Source organism: Bacillus sp. UNCCL81, from assembly GCF_900112535.1.
Lineage (GTDB): Bacteria > Bacillota > Bacilli > Bacillales > Bacillaceae_G > Gottfriedia > Gottfriedia luciferensis_B.
Window position 1 is genome coordinate 709962 of sequence record NZ_FOMF01000003.1, and the last position, 17356, is coordinate 727317.

Consider the following 17356-nt stretch of genomic DNA (forward strand, 5'->3'; position numbering starts at 1 on the left):
TCAGAAAAGGTAGACTGAGTTTTTTAAAATACCTAGTTTCCTTCTATTAATCTAAAACAGGAGTTTTATCTATCCAATTTATGAATTGGTGTAAATAACGCTGAAGATAACGTTTTGTTTGTTCGTCAGTAAGCACTTTCTGATCGGAATCAATTTTTTCATGAACTTGGGAAATCAGCATTTTTTGAAATGGTAGAACATGGGCTTGCATAGCTTCTAGTATTTCTCTGATTTGGATTTGAGCATAAACAGTACCTAATCCCCCTGGAGTTGCACCAATTAAACCAACCGGTTTTCTACTAAGAACAGCGGATTCGCGAGGTCTTGATGCCCAGTCTAATGCATTCTTTAATACGCCTGGAATTCCAGAATTGTACTCTGGACTTACAATAATGATACCGTCAACATCCTGGATAGCAGATTTAAATGATGTCACTGCTTCTGGAACACTTGTTTCTAGGTCTTCATTGAATAAAGGTAGTTCATTAAGTTCAATCCAACGAAATTGATGGGAATCAACCATCTCTGTTAACGATTGAGCAATGATTCGATTATAAGAGTTTTTTCGTAAACTACCACAAATAAGACCGATTGTATTAGACATATATTCCCTCCTTTGTTAAAATCAACTAAATATTACCATAATATTCCAAAATCTTAAAAGTGGCTTTATACCTTTTTATCTTTTTTATTTAATTAGTTATTTTGGCTTAAGGGGGTGACAACGATCCAATTTCTTATTGTCCGGAGGTTAGAAACAGGGATTCGGATGCGAGCAGCTATTTTTTATAGACAATAAATAACTTCGGACAAAGGAAAAAACTCCCATTAAGTCGTATATACAATAATTGACAAAATGGCGATGCTATTTTAAGCCATACATTTTAGGAAGGGCTGTGATACCAAACGCCAATTTGAGTTGCATAGAAATCTAGAATTCTCTAATTTGATTTTGCCATTTAAGTTCTTCAATATTTTCAATAATTTCACACCTTGGCTTAAACAAATAAATTGTAATCAAATATATTAATTGATTAATATTTTTAATTTGCAATTTTAATAGTAGGGAAGATAGAATGTTTTGCAGTAGAGAGTTATTGTGAAGAGAAGGAAGAATATCGGTTTAATAAAGAAAATTCATGGGAGGAAATTTAAATGACAAAATTAACTGTAGGTAATGAAAATCATGCCCCAATTGAACTTTATTATGAGGACCATGGGTCAGGAAAACCCGTCGTATTAATTCATGGTTGGCCTTTAAGTGGACGCTCTTGGGAATACCAGGTACCAGCTCTTATTGAAGCAGGTTACAGAGTCATAACATATGACCGTCGAGGCTTTGGAAAATCATCTCAGCCGTGGAATGGATATGAATATGATACTTTTGCTTCTGATTTACATAAACTGTTAAAACATTTAGATCTTAAAAATGCCACACTTGTTGGTTTTTCTATGGGTGGAGGAGAGGTAGCTCGATATATTAGCAGCTATGGAACAGATCGTATTGAAAAGGCTGTTTTTGCTGGAGCAGTTCCTCCTTATTTATACAAATCAGATGATCATCCCGAAGGAGCATTAGATGATGCGACAATTGAAGAATTCAAAAGAGGCGTGATAAATGATCGCATTGCATTTCTTGACAAATTTATGAAGGGATTTTTCTCGGCTGGTAATCAAACGGATTTAGTTAGTGAACCATTCCGTTTATATAATCGGGATATCGCAGCTAGCGCATCACCTAAGGGAACGCTCGATTGTATAACGGCCTTTAGTAAAACAGATTTTAGAAAGGACTTGGAAAAGTTCGATATACCTACTCTTATTATTCACGGTGACTCTGATGCAACTGTACCTTTTGAGTTAAGTGGTAAACGTACATATGAGTCCATTCCTGGTAGTAAGCTTGCTCTAATAAAGGGTGGTCCGCATGGATTAAACGCGACTCATCCAAAAGAATTTAATGAAGCGTTACTAACATTTTTAAAAGAGTAATTAATATAGTTTTTATATAAGGAAGACAAGTAGTTCCTCAAAAATAATAGCTTAACTATTTACTCTTTCGTGACGATAAATATAAAAAAATTTGAGAGCCGAACATCGGCTCTCATTTTAGTTTTAGAAGTCTAATGAAACTATTCATTTATTAATAAACTGGAAAATCTCTTTAACAGCTTGGTGATAACCTCCGGCTTCTCGAAAAGATTTCTTTATGCTGTCGATTGCTTTATTGTAGGATGAGTTATTTTTTAACACTTTTTCTGCGGCTTCACGTAGTTGAATTTGTGTTAAATTTTGTGATTGTAATTGCAAACCTGCACCAATCTTGGCTACTTGCTCTGCAATGATTGGCTGATCAGCGTTTTGTGGGATTACGATTAAGGGAACTCCAAAATAGAGACCCTCACTTGTGCTATTCATACCACCATGAGTAATAAATAATTTAGTATATTTTAGTACTTCGGTCTGTGGAATATATTGTTTTACAATAAAGTTTGAAGGAATAATTCCTAAATCATCTAGATTGGTATGTTTACCAATCGACATTATGACGGTGTGTTCACTATTTCCAAATGCTTCAAAACATAACTTATAAAAATCAATTGAGCGGTTAAAAACAGTTCCCAGAGAAATATAGATTGGACTTTTACGTTTAAAGGTAGAAAGGTCAAAGGGATCTTGTTGTATTCGAGAACCGATAGATGGACCGACAAATTTATATGTATGATTAAAGACATCCCCATCAGGTTGAAACTCTTTAGTTGTATATACGATTGTTAATGGTGCGTGATTACAAAATACTTCATAATATGAATTGATCTCTACACCATATTTATTCTTAATATTTAATGACAGTTTCATAAATTCATCATTAATCGGTACAAGTATCTCTTTGGGGATATTTTTTGATTGCTTTTCCAACATTTTATCGAATGTTTCTTTAGTCTCTGCAAAAGAAGTACAGGAACTGATAGCGGGAAGATTAAGAATTTGAGCAATTAAACGTCCACAACCAAACATTGAATCGTGTATGATGTAATCGAAATGCTCCCCTTTAATCTGTTCAAGAATACTAGGTATTACGATATCTGCTGTATGTAATAGACCATTGATTCGTTCAAGTAAATGTGTTCGACCACCTGAGAGAAAGGCTTTAATAAATTTTTGTTCATCAATTGTCCGCATTGTAGCTCCAGTCTTTTCAATTCGATCTCGAAAAGACTCTATCGAAAAGTAGACAACCTCTTCACCTCGTGAAATAAGCTCTTCTACAACTGCAATAGTAGGATTTATATGCCCCTCTGAGCCCCCATTAATAAATAAAACTCGAGCCATTCCAAACACTCCTTGGTTCAATTTATACCTATATAAAAGTAATTTGATTAAACTTAATTAAATAACATTGTATAATGTTAAAGTAAAAAATAAAAATAATAGAGGTGATGATGCTTGAAGGAACAATTAATTAATTTAACAAATACAGAAGACTTCGCTGAAATTTATAATGATTTAGGGGATGTTGATGTATGTGCTGTTGCGAAGGTTCTTTATGTATCAGATGACTATGTAATTTTAGCTAATATTACCCCTAATGGAATGTACGATGGCTTTTCATTAATGAAAACAGAAACTATTTTTCAAATTAATTTAGATTCTCGCTATCTACGAAAAATAAAAAAACTGTATATAACTAAGAAACAAACCCATATGAAGCTTGAATTGGAAAATAAAAATTTAATGGAGGGTATTCTTGATTTTGCTTATCAAAATAAATTTTTAATTTTGGTAGAATTATTGGGAAATGCCAACCTACAAGGTATCATTAAACGCAAAGAAGACCATATCCTCGTTTTATCAATCATAAACCAATATGGTGAATACGATGGAGAATCAATATTCAAGATAGAAGATATCACCTCAATGCATATTGATGATGAAGAAAGAAATTGTTTAAGATTACTAGATTTTGAGAATCGAGAATAATTCTAGAATATCGATTAATTTTTAATCAGGTTGGAATAGATGAAAAAAAATTGCCTACATAATAGAAAGTTTGTAGTTTTATAATTATAGGAAGTGAAAAAATGTTAACATATTATTCTATGCTCATAGCAGGATTGATTTTGATACTAAGTGCAGGATTTATATTTATGCCAATGTTTATTGATCGTGTATACTCATTGGTAAATATCAGTAAAAGCATTGGATGTTTATTACTTGGTGTATTACTTTTAACGTTTACTCTTCCAAGTCTTAAAAATGTTTTATTTAAACAATATGATGTAGTAAGCGGAAGATGTGTTATAGAAATTGATAGTTTCAAGCCGGACCTCTGAAGCAGATTTTTATATGCAAGATACAGATGAAATATTTACTTTCAGAGATATTCCTAAACTGGATGCTTATGGGAAATCCGTACCATATTATTGTAAGGTGACAGTTACAAAGGATCATAATTTTGAAGTAAGTTACAAAATATATAATAGCAAAACAAGAAAATTAATTTTGGCAAGTGAGTAGTTTATTAAAAAACTACTAATTTAGTAAAAAACTCTATGGAAATTTTACACTCGAATAATCGTTAATAAATTTTTACATAGAGAGAATTAATATGATAGAGGGTTTTTAATATTAAAGAGAATAGAGCAATTATCGAAAAGTTTAGCTTCTTCTACATCAAAGATGAACCAACGAAATTAATTGGAGCTAATGGATCAAATTGTAAATTGGTTAAAAATAATAAAGCTTAGGTTGTAGAACAAAAAGATTACTAGAAATAAAAAAATAGAGGAAGATCCTCTATTAATAGTTGAACTTATAAACCGCCAAGTGCTTTAATCGTAGCAGGTCCTACAATTCCATCTACTTTTAAATGCCGGTCTTTTTGAAATTTGCGCACGGCTTGGTCTGTATTGTTTCCAAATATACCATCGATACCTTTAGTACTATAGCCGAGAACTGTAAGCTTTTGTTGAAGCTTTTTAACTATAGCTCCACGATTTCCCTTTTTTAATACAGTTCCAGTTGGGATAACAGCATTTGAACCACCACTACTACTTGTTACTTTATATCCATTTGCATTTGCTATTGAGTCAAATGATTTACTTGAAGTTGTAATGACTACAGGTGTGCTCAATTTTACTCTATCAAAGAGCCATTCTACTTCATTATCATACATTCTCACACAGCCATGACTGACGTATTTGCCAATCGAACTTGGGTTATTGTTACCGTGGATGGCATATGTAGTTCCCCATGTACCACGTGCATTTAATCCAAGCCAACGGTTTCCGAGTGGATTCCGTGGATCACCGCCAGGAATATGACCCGTATAGTAAGGTCTATTCACAATCTTATTTACGACTTTAAACTTACCTTCTGGCGTTAGAGATGGACTTTTACCAGTGGCTACTTTAAAAACTTTGTAGAGTTTACCATTTTCATAATAAGCTAGTTGATTTGTTGATTTATTAATTATAATGAACTGAGATGTAGCAGCCTGACTAGGTTTAATACCAATACCTACAAACATAAGACAGGTTAAAATTAAAACAGCAAGCCATTTTTTTATCAATACCGTCCCTCCCAAATTAAATTTTCAAAATCTTAATCAATTAATCCTATGACGGTAGGAGTTGTCCATGTGTCATATTTTTCAAATTTGCTCATAATTGCTGGAAAACATGACGATTGTAACGGTATTGAATAGTGCTTTTTACTTATATAGCTGTATTATTAAATTAGTAAGACAATAGTATATTTCAATAGTGGAGGTGAAATGATGAAAATTAATAATTATATGCTCCAACTATCATTCCTAATCATCATTATTTTTGGTGGGACTTTTGTCATTCATTTAATTAAAACGGGTGAATTTTTATTAGATCAAATTATTGGATTTTCAGTAGGGATCTTAATCCTATTCTTTACTTTAATTTGGAGGAAATCTAGCAAACTTTCATAAGTCGTAAAATTTGAGAAATCTAATACAACAATTTTCGAGTTATATAGTAGAATGAAAGAATATAAGTTTAAGAAATTTAATATGTTCTTTAATTGTATAAGAAACTAGACTATATATTTAAGAATAAGAGTTAAATATTATAGTCTTTCAAGTCATTAGCTAGGGAGGAACGATTTTGTTTAAACGTATTTCTTTCTTTATTTTTGTTAATATTTTAGTGTTAATTACAATAACAACGATTACAACATTATTAGGTGTACCGCGTTATATTGGCGATGGGGGATACTGGGCACTGCTTGCATTTAGTGTAATTGCAGGATTTAGTGGAGCGATTATTTCATTGTTATTTTCTCGTATAATGGCCAAATGGGTTATGGGTATAAAATTAATTGATCCTCGTTCTCCACAAACTGATCGTTTAAATTTTGTACTAGAAGAGACTTATCGGCTAGCAAAACTTGCTGGTTTAAAGAAGATGCCACAGGTGGGCGTATATGATTCAGTTGAAGTTAATGCTTTTGCTACAGGGCCTAGTAAAAGACGATCTTTAGTAGCTGTTTCTAGTGGTATGATCGAGACAATGGATCGTCCAGCGATTAGTGGTGTTTTAGCACACGAAATTGCCCATATAAAAAATGGGGATATGGTTACAACAACATTATTACAAGGTATTATTAACACTTTTGTCATTTTCTTCTCCCGTTTAGTTGCAAAAATAGTTTCTAATTTTGTAAGAGAAGAGTTATCTTATGTAGTTTATTTTCTTTGTTCAGTAGTATTTGAGATCGTATTTAGTATTTTAAGTAGTCCAATTATTTTCTGGCATTCAAGAAAACGGGAGTTTAAGGCGGACAGGTATGCGGCAGAACTTGGTGGGAAAGATAACATGATTCATGCATTAGAATCATTAAGTCGAAATATTAAATTAGTTGATGATCGTCAAAAATCAATTGCAGCTTTTAAAATTAGCGGTAAAGAGAAATTTGCAAGATTATTCTCAACGCATCCACCATTAGAAAAACGAATCGAACGTTTAAAATCATTATAAAAGTTAAAAGGCTTTTTACATTTAACGGTGTAAAAAGCCTTTTTTTGCATGAAATTGAAAGAGGGATTTCATTTAGTTTTAGGGAATATAGATACTAAAAAGATGAGGTGTACTTTAATTTGGAGAGAGATAAAATTGAAAAATTGAAGACAGTAGGAATAATTTTAGGTACCTTTGTTATAACCCTCGGAATTATCATATCTATTGCTATTATTAATTTTAATCATGCTAAAGCACATCCCATTATTACCCAAATTCCTAAATCAAAAAGAATAATTACTCTGGTTAATAAAGAAGAATTAATAAACGTAGATTCAAATCTAAAAACTAGTGTTTGTGAAGTGATCGAACTTCCAAAACCAGATAATAAAAATCAGTATCAAATTGTTTGTGATGATTCTGAGAAATATGGATTTACTGACAAAGAAATAATAGATAAAAATTCTCACTCTGCCTTGAAAGTTGGTGATACTGTTTACTTAACAATTTATAAAGATGGTAAATTAATGGTGAAAATAGAAAATAAATAAAGGTTAGAAGTCCAAAAAATGTTTGAAAGTTAAATATACAACTATGAATAAAGGAACTTCTAATTAAAAGAAGTTCCTTTTCAACCTTTTGAAAAACAACCTTGTCAATTAAATTACCAAATTTTCGTAAAAGGAGTACAGTGATGTTGATTTCCACTACAGGATGCTCGCTTTCCATGGGGCGAGATTCTTTAGCCTCCTCGGCAAGCCTGCGGGGTCTCAGCCTTCCCGCTAATCCCATAGGAGTCGAGCACCCCTTTAGTTCCAATCAACTTATTCATCAAAAAAAGTCTGCAATAAACCCTAATCAAATAGCCTTTACTTAGAGTAACCTAACAATTGAATATTAATAAACTTAATAAGCTTGTATGTCAACTAATATCGAACTTTAATTTAACTAAACAAATGAATTTGTTTTTCTAAAAATTAGCACATAATATTTTTAACTCCTGAAAAAATCATTACTAGTAATGATTGGAATCGTTTGCTCAAATTATTAAGATTTAAAACCATTTATAAATAATCCGAAAAATGATATTTTCAACAAAAATAAGTTCAATTTAATGTCCGTTTTTCCTATTGACAATTTTATATTTCAACACACGGAAAAGGAACTTCAAATTAGATGAAGTTCCTTTTTCTTCTTTATTTATAGTTTTTCTCCATTTGAAGCAATTACGTCTTTGTACCAGAAAAATGATTTTTTCTTTTTTCGTTCTAATGTTCCACTACCGTCGTCATGTTTATCGACATAAATGAAACCATAACGTTTTGAAAACTCACCAGATGATGCACTAACAAGATCAATACAACCCCAGCTAGTATAACCCATCAATTTTACGCCATCTTGAATTGCTTCTCCCATAGCATTAATATGCTCACGTAAATAATCAATTCGATAATAATCATTAATTGTTCCGTCATCTTCAACTTTGTCATATGCACCTAGACCATTTTCAACAACAAATAACGGTACTTGGTAACGGTCATACAATTGATTTAAACTAATTCGTAAACCTACAGGATCAATTTCCCAGCCCCAGTCACTCGCTTTTAGGAAAGGATTTTTAACTCCGCCAATCAGATTTCCTTGTGAGCTTTCTAAGTCAGATTTTTCCTTTTTCTCTGTTCTTGACATATAATAACTGAAACCAATATAGTCAACAGTGCCTTCTTTAATTAATTCTAAATCTCCATCTTGCATTTCAATATTAATATTGTTTTCTTTAAAGAAGCGATTAATAAATGACGGGTATTCGCCACGAACCTGAACGTCTGCACAAAAGTAATTAAAAAAGCGTTCTTCTTCAAGGGCAAACATTACGTTTTTAGGATTCGAATCAAATGAATAAACCGGAGCATATAAAATCATACAGCCAATTTGAGAATTTTGAATAATATCATGACAAGCTTTGACAGCAATACTACTTGCAACAAATTGGTGATGAAACGCCTGAAATGTTGGTTGGTATTTATCTTTTTCTTCTTTAATAGAAAAACCAAGCCCCATAATTGGCATAATTAAACCACTATTAATTTCATTAAAAGTCATCCAATACTTTACTTTGTTTTTATAACGATTAAAGATTGCGTTCACATATCTTTCAAAGAAGGTTACTACTTCTCGATTTCTCCAACCGCCATATTGTTTTACTAGATTTACTGGCATTTCATAGTGTGAAATTGTAACAACTGGTTCAATGCCATATTTGTGTAGCTCATCAAAAACACGGTCATAAAAAGCTAATCCATCTTCATTTGCTTCTAATTCATTTCCATTTGGAAAGATTCTTGTCCAAGCAATTGACATTCGGAAAACTTTAAAACCCATTTCCGCAAATAACGCAATATCTTCTTTATAACGGTGATAGAAGTCGATTCCTTCGTGGTTAGGATAATTATACTTTGATCGATCAATTTCAAAATTAAATCCAGGTGACTGTAAAATGTTCAGTCTTTCCTTTCCTCCTGGAAGAACATCGGCTATATTTAAACCTTTATTTCCTTCATAAAATCCGCCTTCCATTTGATTAGCAGCAGTAGCGCCACCCCATAAAAAATCTTTAGGAAACTTAAACTGATTCATTTTTTTACCTCCTAATTTCTTTTTAGTTGTTTACATAAATCCATATTTTTAATTAATGAGAATATAAACGAATCATAACGTTAACGGAGATGTTAGTAAATAAGTGAATGGAATCTAGTTTCTATTCACAAAAGTAAATAATTGTTTCATGAATGTAACGCTGTGTTTTTTATTTTGTATGTTAAGATAATAAAATAGATTAAATATAAGTAGTAGGCTATAAAAAAGGAGAACTATTTAAAATGTTTTCAAATGATCAAATCGCGTCTTTTAATGAATTAGAGTTATCTTTATATAATTACATTTCACAAAATATGGAAAAGGTCGCATATATGCGTATACGTGAAATTGCAGATGAAACCCATGTTTCAACTTCAACAATTTTACGTTTTTGTAGGAAGCTAAATTGCGAAGGCTTTTCTGAATTTAAAGTAAAGTTAAAAATGTATTTGGAAGAGGAGAAAAGAACCTTCGTAAAAAGCGCTCAACATACGCTAGTAGAATTTTTTGAGAGATCTTTAAAAGGGGATTTAGAAGATAAAGTTAAAGAGGCAGCTATTGAAATAAACAAAGCTGAAAATGTGATTTTTATTGGGATAGGTAGTTCAGGTATTCTTGCTGAATATGGTTCGAGGTACTTTTCAAGTTTAGGAAAATTTTCTCTTTATATAAAAGACCCACATTTTCCGATTCATTCTAAATTAACAAAAAATAGTATAGCAATCGCTTTGTCAGTCTCAGGCGAAACAATTTTCACAGTAAATCATCTGAATTTACTTAAACAAGAAGGCTGTAAAATAATTAGTATTACGAACAACAAATTATCAACAATAGCAAAAATTTCTGATCTAAATATTCCCTATTATGTAACAGAAGAGTATTTTGAAGAGGCAAATATTACTACGCAAGTTCCAGTAGTCTATATAATTGAATCAATAGCGCGCGAAATTTATCGAATTAATCAATAAATCAAATGGTCTATGAATATTTTTACTCATTAAAAGAAGGGATTTCTCCGAATGTAAGGAATGTTATTTATTCTGAAAAAAGAATAAAGGAGTATTAATATTTATGAATTTAATCGATCCCACATTACATAAAGATTGGGTAACACCACATTCAAAAATATGGTATGAACAGATAGGCAAATTGTATGGGGAATACACATATCCCTGGAATTCGACAGTTAAAGAGCCGAATGGGGAGTTTATTTTTAATAATGAAGTATTTGAAATGATCAATAACAAAACTGTTTTAGATGTTGGGTGTGGTCATGGAGAATTTACTATTAAATGTAGTGAAAAAGCAAAAGAAATTGTAGGATTTGATCTAACAAATGATTTTATAAAAAGTGGAAATGCATCGAAAAAATCAAATATGTCTTTTATTGTTGGCAGCACAAAAAATCGATTACCTTTTGAATCTGAACAGTTTGATTGTGCATATAACCGAAAAGGACCCACATCAGCTTATCAAGAACTTAAAAGAGTAGTAAAAAAAGGAGGCGAGATCCTTGGACTTCATCCTGGTGATGAGTTAGGAACTGAATTGTCTAAATTATTTCCTAATCTTTTTGAATCAATTAATAGTGAGAAACCAATTTTAAAAACGATAAAACAAAGAGTTGAAATAAGTAAGTTTGAAAGTGTAGAAATACAAGTTATTAATAGTTTTGAATTCTTACATACGCCGCTTGATGTTTTAAAACTAAGATGTTTCGGCCAAAAGGAATCACTATTAAATGAGATAATAGAAGAAAACTTAATAGAAGTTAAACGAATATTTGAACAAAATGCAACTAATGAAGGACTACCGATTACTTTTTCGTGTTACATCGTTAGAGCTCAGGTTTAAATTTATTAAAGAGGATAAAAAATATCCTCTTTTTTTTGAGTTTTAAAGTAAAAAAAATTAACAATGTAAAAAATTACCATTCATTATGTAGACATCTCAACTAATCAAAATCTAATGTTAACACATAGATTATATTGGTATGGAAAATGGACAAGAGTTTATTACCAAATCGGTTCTTTAGTTAGAAAAGGTGATAATTTGGGAAAAGACAACAAAGAAAATAAAAAATCTTGTTGCAAAGATTGCAAATGTAAGAAGTGTGAGTGTAAAGAATGTAAGAAATATAAATGTAAGAAATGTAAGGACAGTAAATGTAAGAATTGTAAGAACTGTAAATGTAAAGATTCAAAGGAATGCTACTGTTGTGATAAATGTTGTAGAGGACCTAGAGGTAAAAGAGGTAAAACTGGTCCACAAGGGGCAACTGGAGTAACGGGGGCTGCCGGATCAACTGGTCCTACTGGAGAAAGCGGGGTAACTGGAGCGACGGGAGTAACTGGAACAACAGGCCCAACCGGAGCAATTGGTCCAACTGGATCGACAGGAATAACAGGAGTAACAGGTCCGATGGGTATAATTGGAACAACTGGAGTAACAGGAACAACCGGAGTAACAGGTCCAACCGGAATAACAGGAGTAACTGGAGCAAGAGGTTCAACCGGAACGACGGGGATAACGGGGGCAATGGGAGCAACCGGGACGACAGGGGTAACGGGAGCAACAGGAGCAACCGGAACAATTGGAGTGACAGGAACAACAGGGTCAACGGGAGCCACCGGAGTGACAGGAACGACGGGAGCAACAGGAGCAACCGGAATAAGAGGAACAACGGGAACAACAGGGGTAACTGGAGCAACAGGAACGACAGGTGTAACTGGGACAACAGGAGCAACAGGAGTAACTGGAATAACAGGAACGACGGGAGATACAGGAGCAACCGGAGCAACCGGAGTAACAGGAGTAACTGGAATAACAGGAACGACAGGAGCAACCGGAGTAACAGGAGTAACTGGAATAACAGGAACGACAGGAGCAACCGGGTCAACAGGAATAACCGGAACAACCGGGTCAACGGGAATAACTGGGATAACAGGATCAACCGGAGTAACAGGAGTAACTGGAATAACAGGAACGACGGGAGATACAGGAGCAACCGGAGCAACCGGAGTGACAGGAACGACAGGAGCAACGGGAACAACCGGAGTAACAGGGACAACTGGAGCAACCGGAGCAACAGGAACGACGGGAGATACAGGAGCAACCGGAATAACAGGAACAACAGGAACAACAGGGTCAACAGGAATAACCGGAATAACAGGATCAACGGGAATAACTGGGATAACAGGAGCAACAGGAATAACAGGAGTAACCGGAATAACAGGAACGACGGGAAAAACAGGAGCAACAGGAATAACAGGAACGACGGGAGATACAGGAGCAACAGGAATAACAGGAACGACGGGAACAACCGGGGCAACTGGAACAACTGGAACAACTGGAATAACAGGAACGACTGGAACGGCAGGAGCAACCGGGGCAACTGGAACAACTGGAATAACAGGAACGACTGGAACGACAGGAGCAACCGGGTCAACAGGAATAACAGGATCAACAGGGTCAACGGGAATAACTGGGATAACAGGAGCAACCGGAGCAACCGGAGCAACCGGAATAACAGGAGCAACAGGAGCAACAGGAATAACAGGAACGACGGGAGATACAGGAGCAACTGGATCAACCGGGGCAACAGGAACAACCGGAGTAACAGGAGCAACCGGAATAACAGGAACGACGGGAGTAACAGGATCAACAGGAGCAACTGGGGCAACAGGAACAACCGGAGTAACAGGAGCAACCGGAATAACAGGAGTAACCGGAATAACAGGAACGACGGGAGAAACAGGAGCAACAGGAGCAACCGGAGCAACCGGAGCAACAGGAACAACTGGGGCAACAGGAATAACAGGATCAACAGGGTCAACGGGAAATACTGGGATAACAGGAGCAACCGGAGCAACCGGAATAACAGGAGTAACCGGAATAACCGGACCGACGGGAGATACAGGATCAACAGGAGCAACCGGAGCAACCGGAATAACCGGGACAACCGGAGCAACCGGAACAACAGGAGTAACCGGAACAACCGGAGCAACCGGAATAACAGGAGTAAGCGGAACAACTGGTGTAACAGGGACAACCGGAGTAACAGGGACAACAGGAGTAACCGGAACAACCGGAGCAACCGGAATAACAGGAGTAAGCGGAACAACTGGTGTAACAGGGACAACAGGAGTAACAGGGACAACAGGAGTAACCGGAACAACCGGAGCAACCGGAACGACTGGGGCAACAGGGACAACAGGAGCAACAGGCCCAACTGGAATAACAGGAGCAACCGGATTAACAGGGACAACCGGAATAACCGGACCGACGGGAGCGACAGGAGCAACTGGATCGACAGGATCAACAGGATCGACAGGAGTAACCGGACCGACAGGAGTAACAGGCCCAACCGGAACAACAGGCCCAACCGGAATAACCGGACCGACAGGAGTAACCGGAACAACAGGAGTAACCGGAACAACAGGCCCAACCGGAATAACAGGAATAACAGGGACAACAGGAGTAACAGGGACAACAGGAGTAACAGGGACAACCGGAGCAACCGGACCAACCGGGGCAACCGGAGCAACCGGAACAACAGGCCCAACCGGGGCAACCGGACCGACAGGAGCGACAGGAACAACAGGCCCAACAGGAGTAACAGGGGCAACAGGAATAACAGGAGCGACAGGAGTAACAGGCCCAACCGGAATAACAGGGACAGCAGGAGTAACAGGGACAACCGGACCGACGGGAGCGACAGGATTCACAGGAGCAACAGGAGCAACCGGACCGACGGGAGCGACAGGATCCACAGGAGCAACAGGGGCAACCGGAGTAACAGGAGTAACAGGAGTAACAGGAGCGACAGGAGCAACCGGAATAACAGGGACAACAGGAATAACAGGGACAACCGGAGCAACCGGACCGACGGGAGCGACAGGATCCACAGGAGCAACAGGAGCAACCGGACCGACGGGAGCGACAGGATCCACAGGAGCAACAGGAGCAACCGGACCGACGGGAGCGACAGGATCCACAGGAGCAACAGGGGCAACCGGACCGACAGGAGCAACAGGGACAACAGGAGCGACAGGAGCAACAGGGGCAACCGGACCGACGGGAGCGACAGGTACAACTGGAGTAACAGGAGCGACAGGAACAACAGGAGTAACAGGAGCGACAGGAGCAACCGGAATAACAGGGACAACAGGAGTAACAGGCCCAACCGGAGTAACAGGGACAACCGGAGCAACAGGAGTAACCGGAGTAACGGGTCCAACAGGACAAAGACCAACTCTAACATTTGCAGAAAACGCAGGATCGATTGCTGTATTCCCACCACTTAATACAGAAGTAACAATTGTAAGTATCACTCAGGCTGTACTCGCAAACCAGCAGCTTAAAATTGACTATGCAACAGCAATCGAGATAGTGGTTACTGCAAACTGGTCAGTTACATTTGAGTTGAGACTTTATAGGGATGCAAATTTAATAGATACTAGAGTATTTAATAGTAGCCAGCCTACAGCTGGTACTCACCGATATCAATTTTCAAGTACTAAAGTAAATGTAGCACCTGCAAATGCAACTTCAACCTATAGTCTTAGAGTAATATTTACTGCAATTTCGAATGTTACCTCAGCATCGGCAATTAATAGAGATATGAATATAATCACATTTACACCTTAAGTTAGAGTTAGATTAATATCCCCTTTTAATAGACAGTTAAAAATATTAACTCTGTTTATTAGAAAGGGGTTTTTTAATTTGAGATAAGGGCAAATGGATGAATACAAAGCCAAATCTTCAACCAAAAACATTTTATTTTTTTCCACATACTTTAATAAAACGAAAAAAAAGGATGTGGAGAATTGAATCTTTTTAATGGCCGTAAAGTAGATCAGTTACAATTCGATCTTGAATATAGAACCCAATTTACTTTTATAGTAAATGATGAAACTTTGAGTTGTGTTTTAAAAGATATTGCTAATAATTCAGTAAATATCGTCGGAATTTTACTGACAAAAAGTGGTGGAAATAATAATTTCGTTAGACTTGTACCTGGTACAACTGAATCGCAAAATATACATGATCTAAAAGTAGTTAGAGAAGTACTTGAATCATTTAATGTGAAATTTAAAGAAGAAACGATTTTCGCTCTATTAAATATTCCCCCTGGTATTCCAGGAGTATTTAGTAAAATTTATGGCAGTTTATGGTGTAAGGTTGGTGTGAAATCATTCTTTATAGGAGAAAAAGATAGTCTTTTTTTAACCGTATCAAATATAAAGAATGCAACGGATATTTTAAAGAATGATTACTTGATAAAATGCGATAATCATTGTGAATAGCTTAGATCTAGATTTCTGCATTTTTATTAGGTGATTAAAGCTTAATCATCATTTTTGAATCGTATATTTCTGCAATAATTTGTTCGCTAATTCTATTCCATCTTCTGTTAAGTAAACTGATTTAGCACGATTACTAAAAAATATGAGATTATTATCCGATAATTTATTTAATGTATCGAAAGGATATCCTTTCCAACTTCTGAGTGTAGTTTCATCTAATACTGTGTTTTCTTCAAATGCTGTTAAATATAATAATAATAAAGTTAGATCATCGATTAATTCTTGCATTTCTAATAGTTCCTTTCTAATTTACATTTAAGAATTAAAAAAATAAGAGAAAGCCCTTATAGTATAAGGGTTTCTCTTATTTCTAATTAATAAACTATAAATTAGAACACACTGGTGAAAAATGTGATTTAGTAATTTAATCATTTAAAATAGACATTCGATCTCTATGACCACAAACGGGACAAGTAACTAAACGTTCATTTACTTTACCTGTTTTAAATGCAATCGCAAAATTTAATTTAGATAATTTAAAGCGACTGCTACAATGAGGACAAACAAAATGAGTAGTTCTAGTACGAATATCTGAATAATTATAGACAAACACGAAAGCTAAAATTAATATAAGAATCGATTGGAAAAGACCTGCAATAAATTGATTCATATGTTATCCTACTTTCTTTTTTATTGATGCTTGCTATTTATAGAATGATACCTTTGTAGTTTTTGATTTCAAATAGTTACTACAATTTGCAATCTAAAATAAAAAGCTTAAAAAAGTAAAATAAAAATGAGGGAAATACCAAAAATAGGAAACAATAGAAACTAAGTACTAAAATACATAAATGAAGATTGAACTAAATACGAAAGGAGAATTTTATGAATATAAAATTCTTGTTTATATTAAATGATTATATACCTACAGAACCGGCTTATGTTGCAAATACTGGAAAATATATAGATGGCTCATTAAATATCTATTTAAATGAAACTTTATTTTTTCATGATCCGAATTTAAATCTTACTGAGTTTGCGAGTCAATTAAGTGAATGGGTTCAAAAGGTACAAAATGGAGCAAAAGATAACATGAATTATGAATCGATTAATCGAAATGAAGATCTTATGAATTTCCTATATAAAGGAGATGACAAGTGGGGGATTTATTCGGTGTGGCAAATGTTTGAACCCACAGAATATATTAATACAGAGGTATTAGTTGAGTCTGTAAACAGATTTCTTACTGCGTTAAATGATGGACTTATTGAAATTAATTATGATTATACGCTTGATAAATTTAATCAGTAATTTTGATTATAAACCAGTGTTGTTTTACTAAAAAGAGTTGCTAGAGTAACTCTTTTTTTAGTGCATTTGATAGGGGGAATTTACTGAACTAATCTATTTTTTAAACTA

The 17356-nt window shown here is 35.1% G+C and carries 17 protein-coding genes; 11 read left to right on the top strand and 6 right to left on the bottom strand.

The genetic code is table 11. The features are described 5' to 3' along the window. Window positions 1-46 precede the first annotated feature (46 nt). Entirely contained in the window at window positions 47-604 is a 558-nt protein-coding gene (locus tag BM319_RS09190; protein WP_091022206.1) for an NADPH-dependent FMN reductase, read from the bottom strand. A gap of 551 nt (window positions 605-1155) precedes the next feature. Here BM319_RS09190 and BM319_RS09195 point away from each other — a divergent pair. Further along, window positions 1156-1992 (top strand): alpha/beta fold hydrolase, encoded by an 837-nt coding sequence (locus tag BM319_RS09195; RefSeq protein ID WP_091022208.1) that lies wholly within the window; start codon window positions 1156-1158, stop codon window positions 1990-1992. A gap of 144 nt (window positions 1993-2136) precedes the next feature. On the opposite strand, the gene BM319_RS09200 is transcribed toward BM319_RS09195, so the two are convergent. Beyond that, window positions 2137-3333 carry a macrolide family glycosyltransferase gene (locus BM319_RS09200; RefSeq protein WP_091022210.1) on the bottom strand — a complete coding sequence of 399 codons (1197 nt, stop codon included), beginning with the start codon at window positions 3331-3333 and terminating at the stop codon, window positions 2137-2139. Between the two features lie 114 nt (window positions 3334-3447). Between BM319_RS09200 and BM319_RS09205 the strand changes: the two genes are divergently transcribed. Continuing rightward, window positions 3448-3981, top strand: a complete 534-nt coding sequence (locus BM319_RS09205) for a hypothetical protein (protein ID WP_091022212.1) — start codon at window positions 3448-3450, stop codon at window positions 3979-3981. Between the two features lie 140 nt (window positions 3982-4121). Further along, the gene (locus tag BM319_RS09210) at window positions 4122-4334 is read left to right on the top strand and encodes a hypothetical protein (protein ID WP_139226510.1); all 213 of its coding nucleotides are present in this window, start codon (window positions 4122-4124) and stop codon (window positions 4332-4334) included. A 479-nt stretch (window positions 4335-4813) separates the two neighbouring features. Here the strand turns inward: BM319_RS09210 and BM319_RS09215 are convergent, their stop codons facing one another. Beyond that, window positions 4814-5572 carry a L,D-transpeptidase family protein gene (locus BM319_RS09215; protein WP_286143702.1) on the bottom strand — a complete coding sequence of 253 codons (759 nt, stop codon included), beginning with the start codon at window positions 5570-5572 and terminating at the stop codon, window positions 4814-4816. Window positions 5573-5779: 207 nt separating this feature from the next. On the opposite strand from BM319_RS09215, the gene BM319_RS09220 reads away from it, so the two are divergent. The 3 genes from BM319_RS09220 to BM319_RS09230 all read left to right on the top strand — a co-directional run bounded on the left by BM319_RS09220 (window position 5780) and on the right by BM319_RS09230 (window position 7540). After that, window positions 5780-5962, top strand: a complete 183-nt coding sequence (locus tag BM319_RS09220; protein WP_069034379.1) for a hypothetical protein — start codon at window positions 5780-5782, stop codon at window positions 5960-5962. A gap of 175 nt (window positions 5963-6137) precedes the next feature. Beyond that, window positions 6138-7010 carry a protease HtpX gene (gene htpX, locus BM319_RS09225; protein ID WP_091022216.1) on the top strand — a complete coding sequence of 291 codons (873 nt, stop codon included), beginning with the start codon at window positions 6138-6140 and terminating at the stop codon, window positions 7008-7010. A gap of 119 nt (window positions 7011-7129) precedes the next feature. Beyond that, window positions 7130-7540, top strand: a complete 411-nt coding sequence (locus BM319_RS09230) for a hypothetical protein (RefSeq protein WP_091022218.1) — start codon at window positions 7130-7132, stop codon at window positions 7538-7540. A 649-nt stretch (window positions 7541-8189) separates the two neighbouring features. On the opposite strand, the gene BM319_RS09235 is transcribed toward BM319_RS09230, so the two are convergent. Further along, complete coding sequence (locus BM319_RS09235; protein ID WP_091022220.1) at window positions 8190-9626, bottom strand: glycoside hydrolase family 1 protein; 1437 nt, start codon at window positions 9624-9626, stop codon at window positions 8190-8192. 242 nt (window positions 9627-9868) lie between these two features. Here BM319_RS09235 and BM319_RS09240 point away from each other — a divergent pair, with 242 nt between their 5' ends. The 4 genes from BM319_RS09240 (at window position 9869) to BM319_RS09255 (ending at window position 15937) form a co-directional block, all read left to right on the top strand. After that, window positions 9869-10594, top strand: a complete 726-nt coding sequence (locus tag BM319_RS09240) for a MurR/RpiR family transcriptional regulator (RefSeq protein ID WP_091022222.1) — start codon at window positions 9869-9871, stop codon at window positions 10592-10594. A 103-nt stretch (window positions 10595-10697) separates the two neighbouring features. Then, on the top strand, window positions 10698-11480 hold the full coding sequence (locus BM319_RS09245; RefSeq protein ID WP_091022224.1) for a class I SAM-dependent methyltransferase: 783 nt from the start codon (window positions 10698-10700) through the stop codon (window positions 11478-11480). 198 nt (window positions 11481-11678) lie between these two features. After that, window positions 11679-15275 carry a collagen-like protein gene (locus BM319_RS09250; protein WP_286143703.1) on the top strand — a complete coding sequence of 1199 codons (3597 nt, stop codon included), beginning with the start codon at window positions 11679-11681 and terminating at the stop codon, window positions 15273-15275. A gap of 182 nt (window positions 15276-15457) precedes the next feature. Continuing rightward, entirely contained in the window at window positions 15458-15937 is a 480-nt protein-coding gene (locus BM319_RS09255; RefSeq protein WP_091022228.1) for a hypothetical protein, read from the top strand. Between the two features lie 48 nt (window positions 15938-15985). On the opposite strand, the gene BM319_RS09260 is transcribed toward BM319_RS09255, so the two are convergent. Further along, on the bottom strand, window positions 15986-16225 hold the full coding sequence (locus BM319_RS09260; RefSeq protein WP_091022230.1) for a DUF6429 family protein: 240 nt from the start codon (window positions 16223-16225) through the stop codon (window positions 15986-15988). A 136-nt stretch (window positions 16226-16361) separates the two neighbouring features. After that, window positions 16362-16607 (bottom strand): hypothetical protein, encoded by a 246-nt coding sequence (locus BM319_RS09265; protein WP_069034371.1) that lies wholly within the window; start codon window positions 16605-16607, stop codon window positions 16362-16364. A gap of 215 nt (window positions 16608-16822) precedes the next feature. Between BM319_RS09265 and BM319_RS09270 the strand changes: the two genes are divergently transcribed. Further along, window positions 16823-17248: a DUF7878 domain-containing protein gene (locus BM319_RS09270; RefSeq protein ID WP_069034370.1), complete on the top strand. Its 426-nt coding sequence runs from the start codon at window positions 16823-16825 to the stop codon at window positions 17246-17248. Window positions 17249-17356 lie beyond the last annotated feature (108 nt).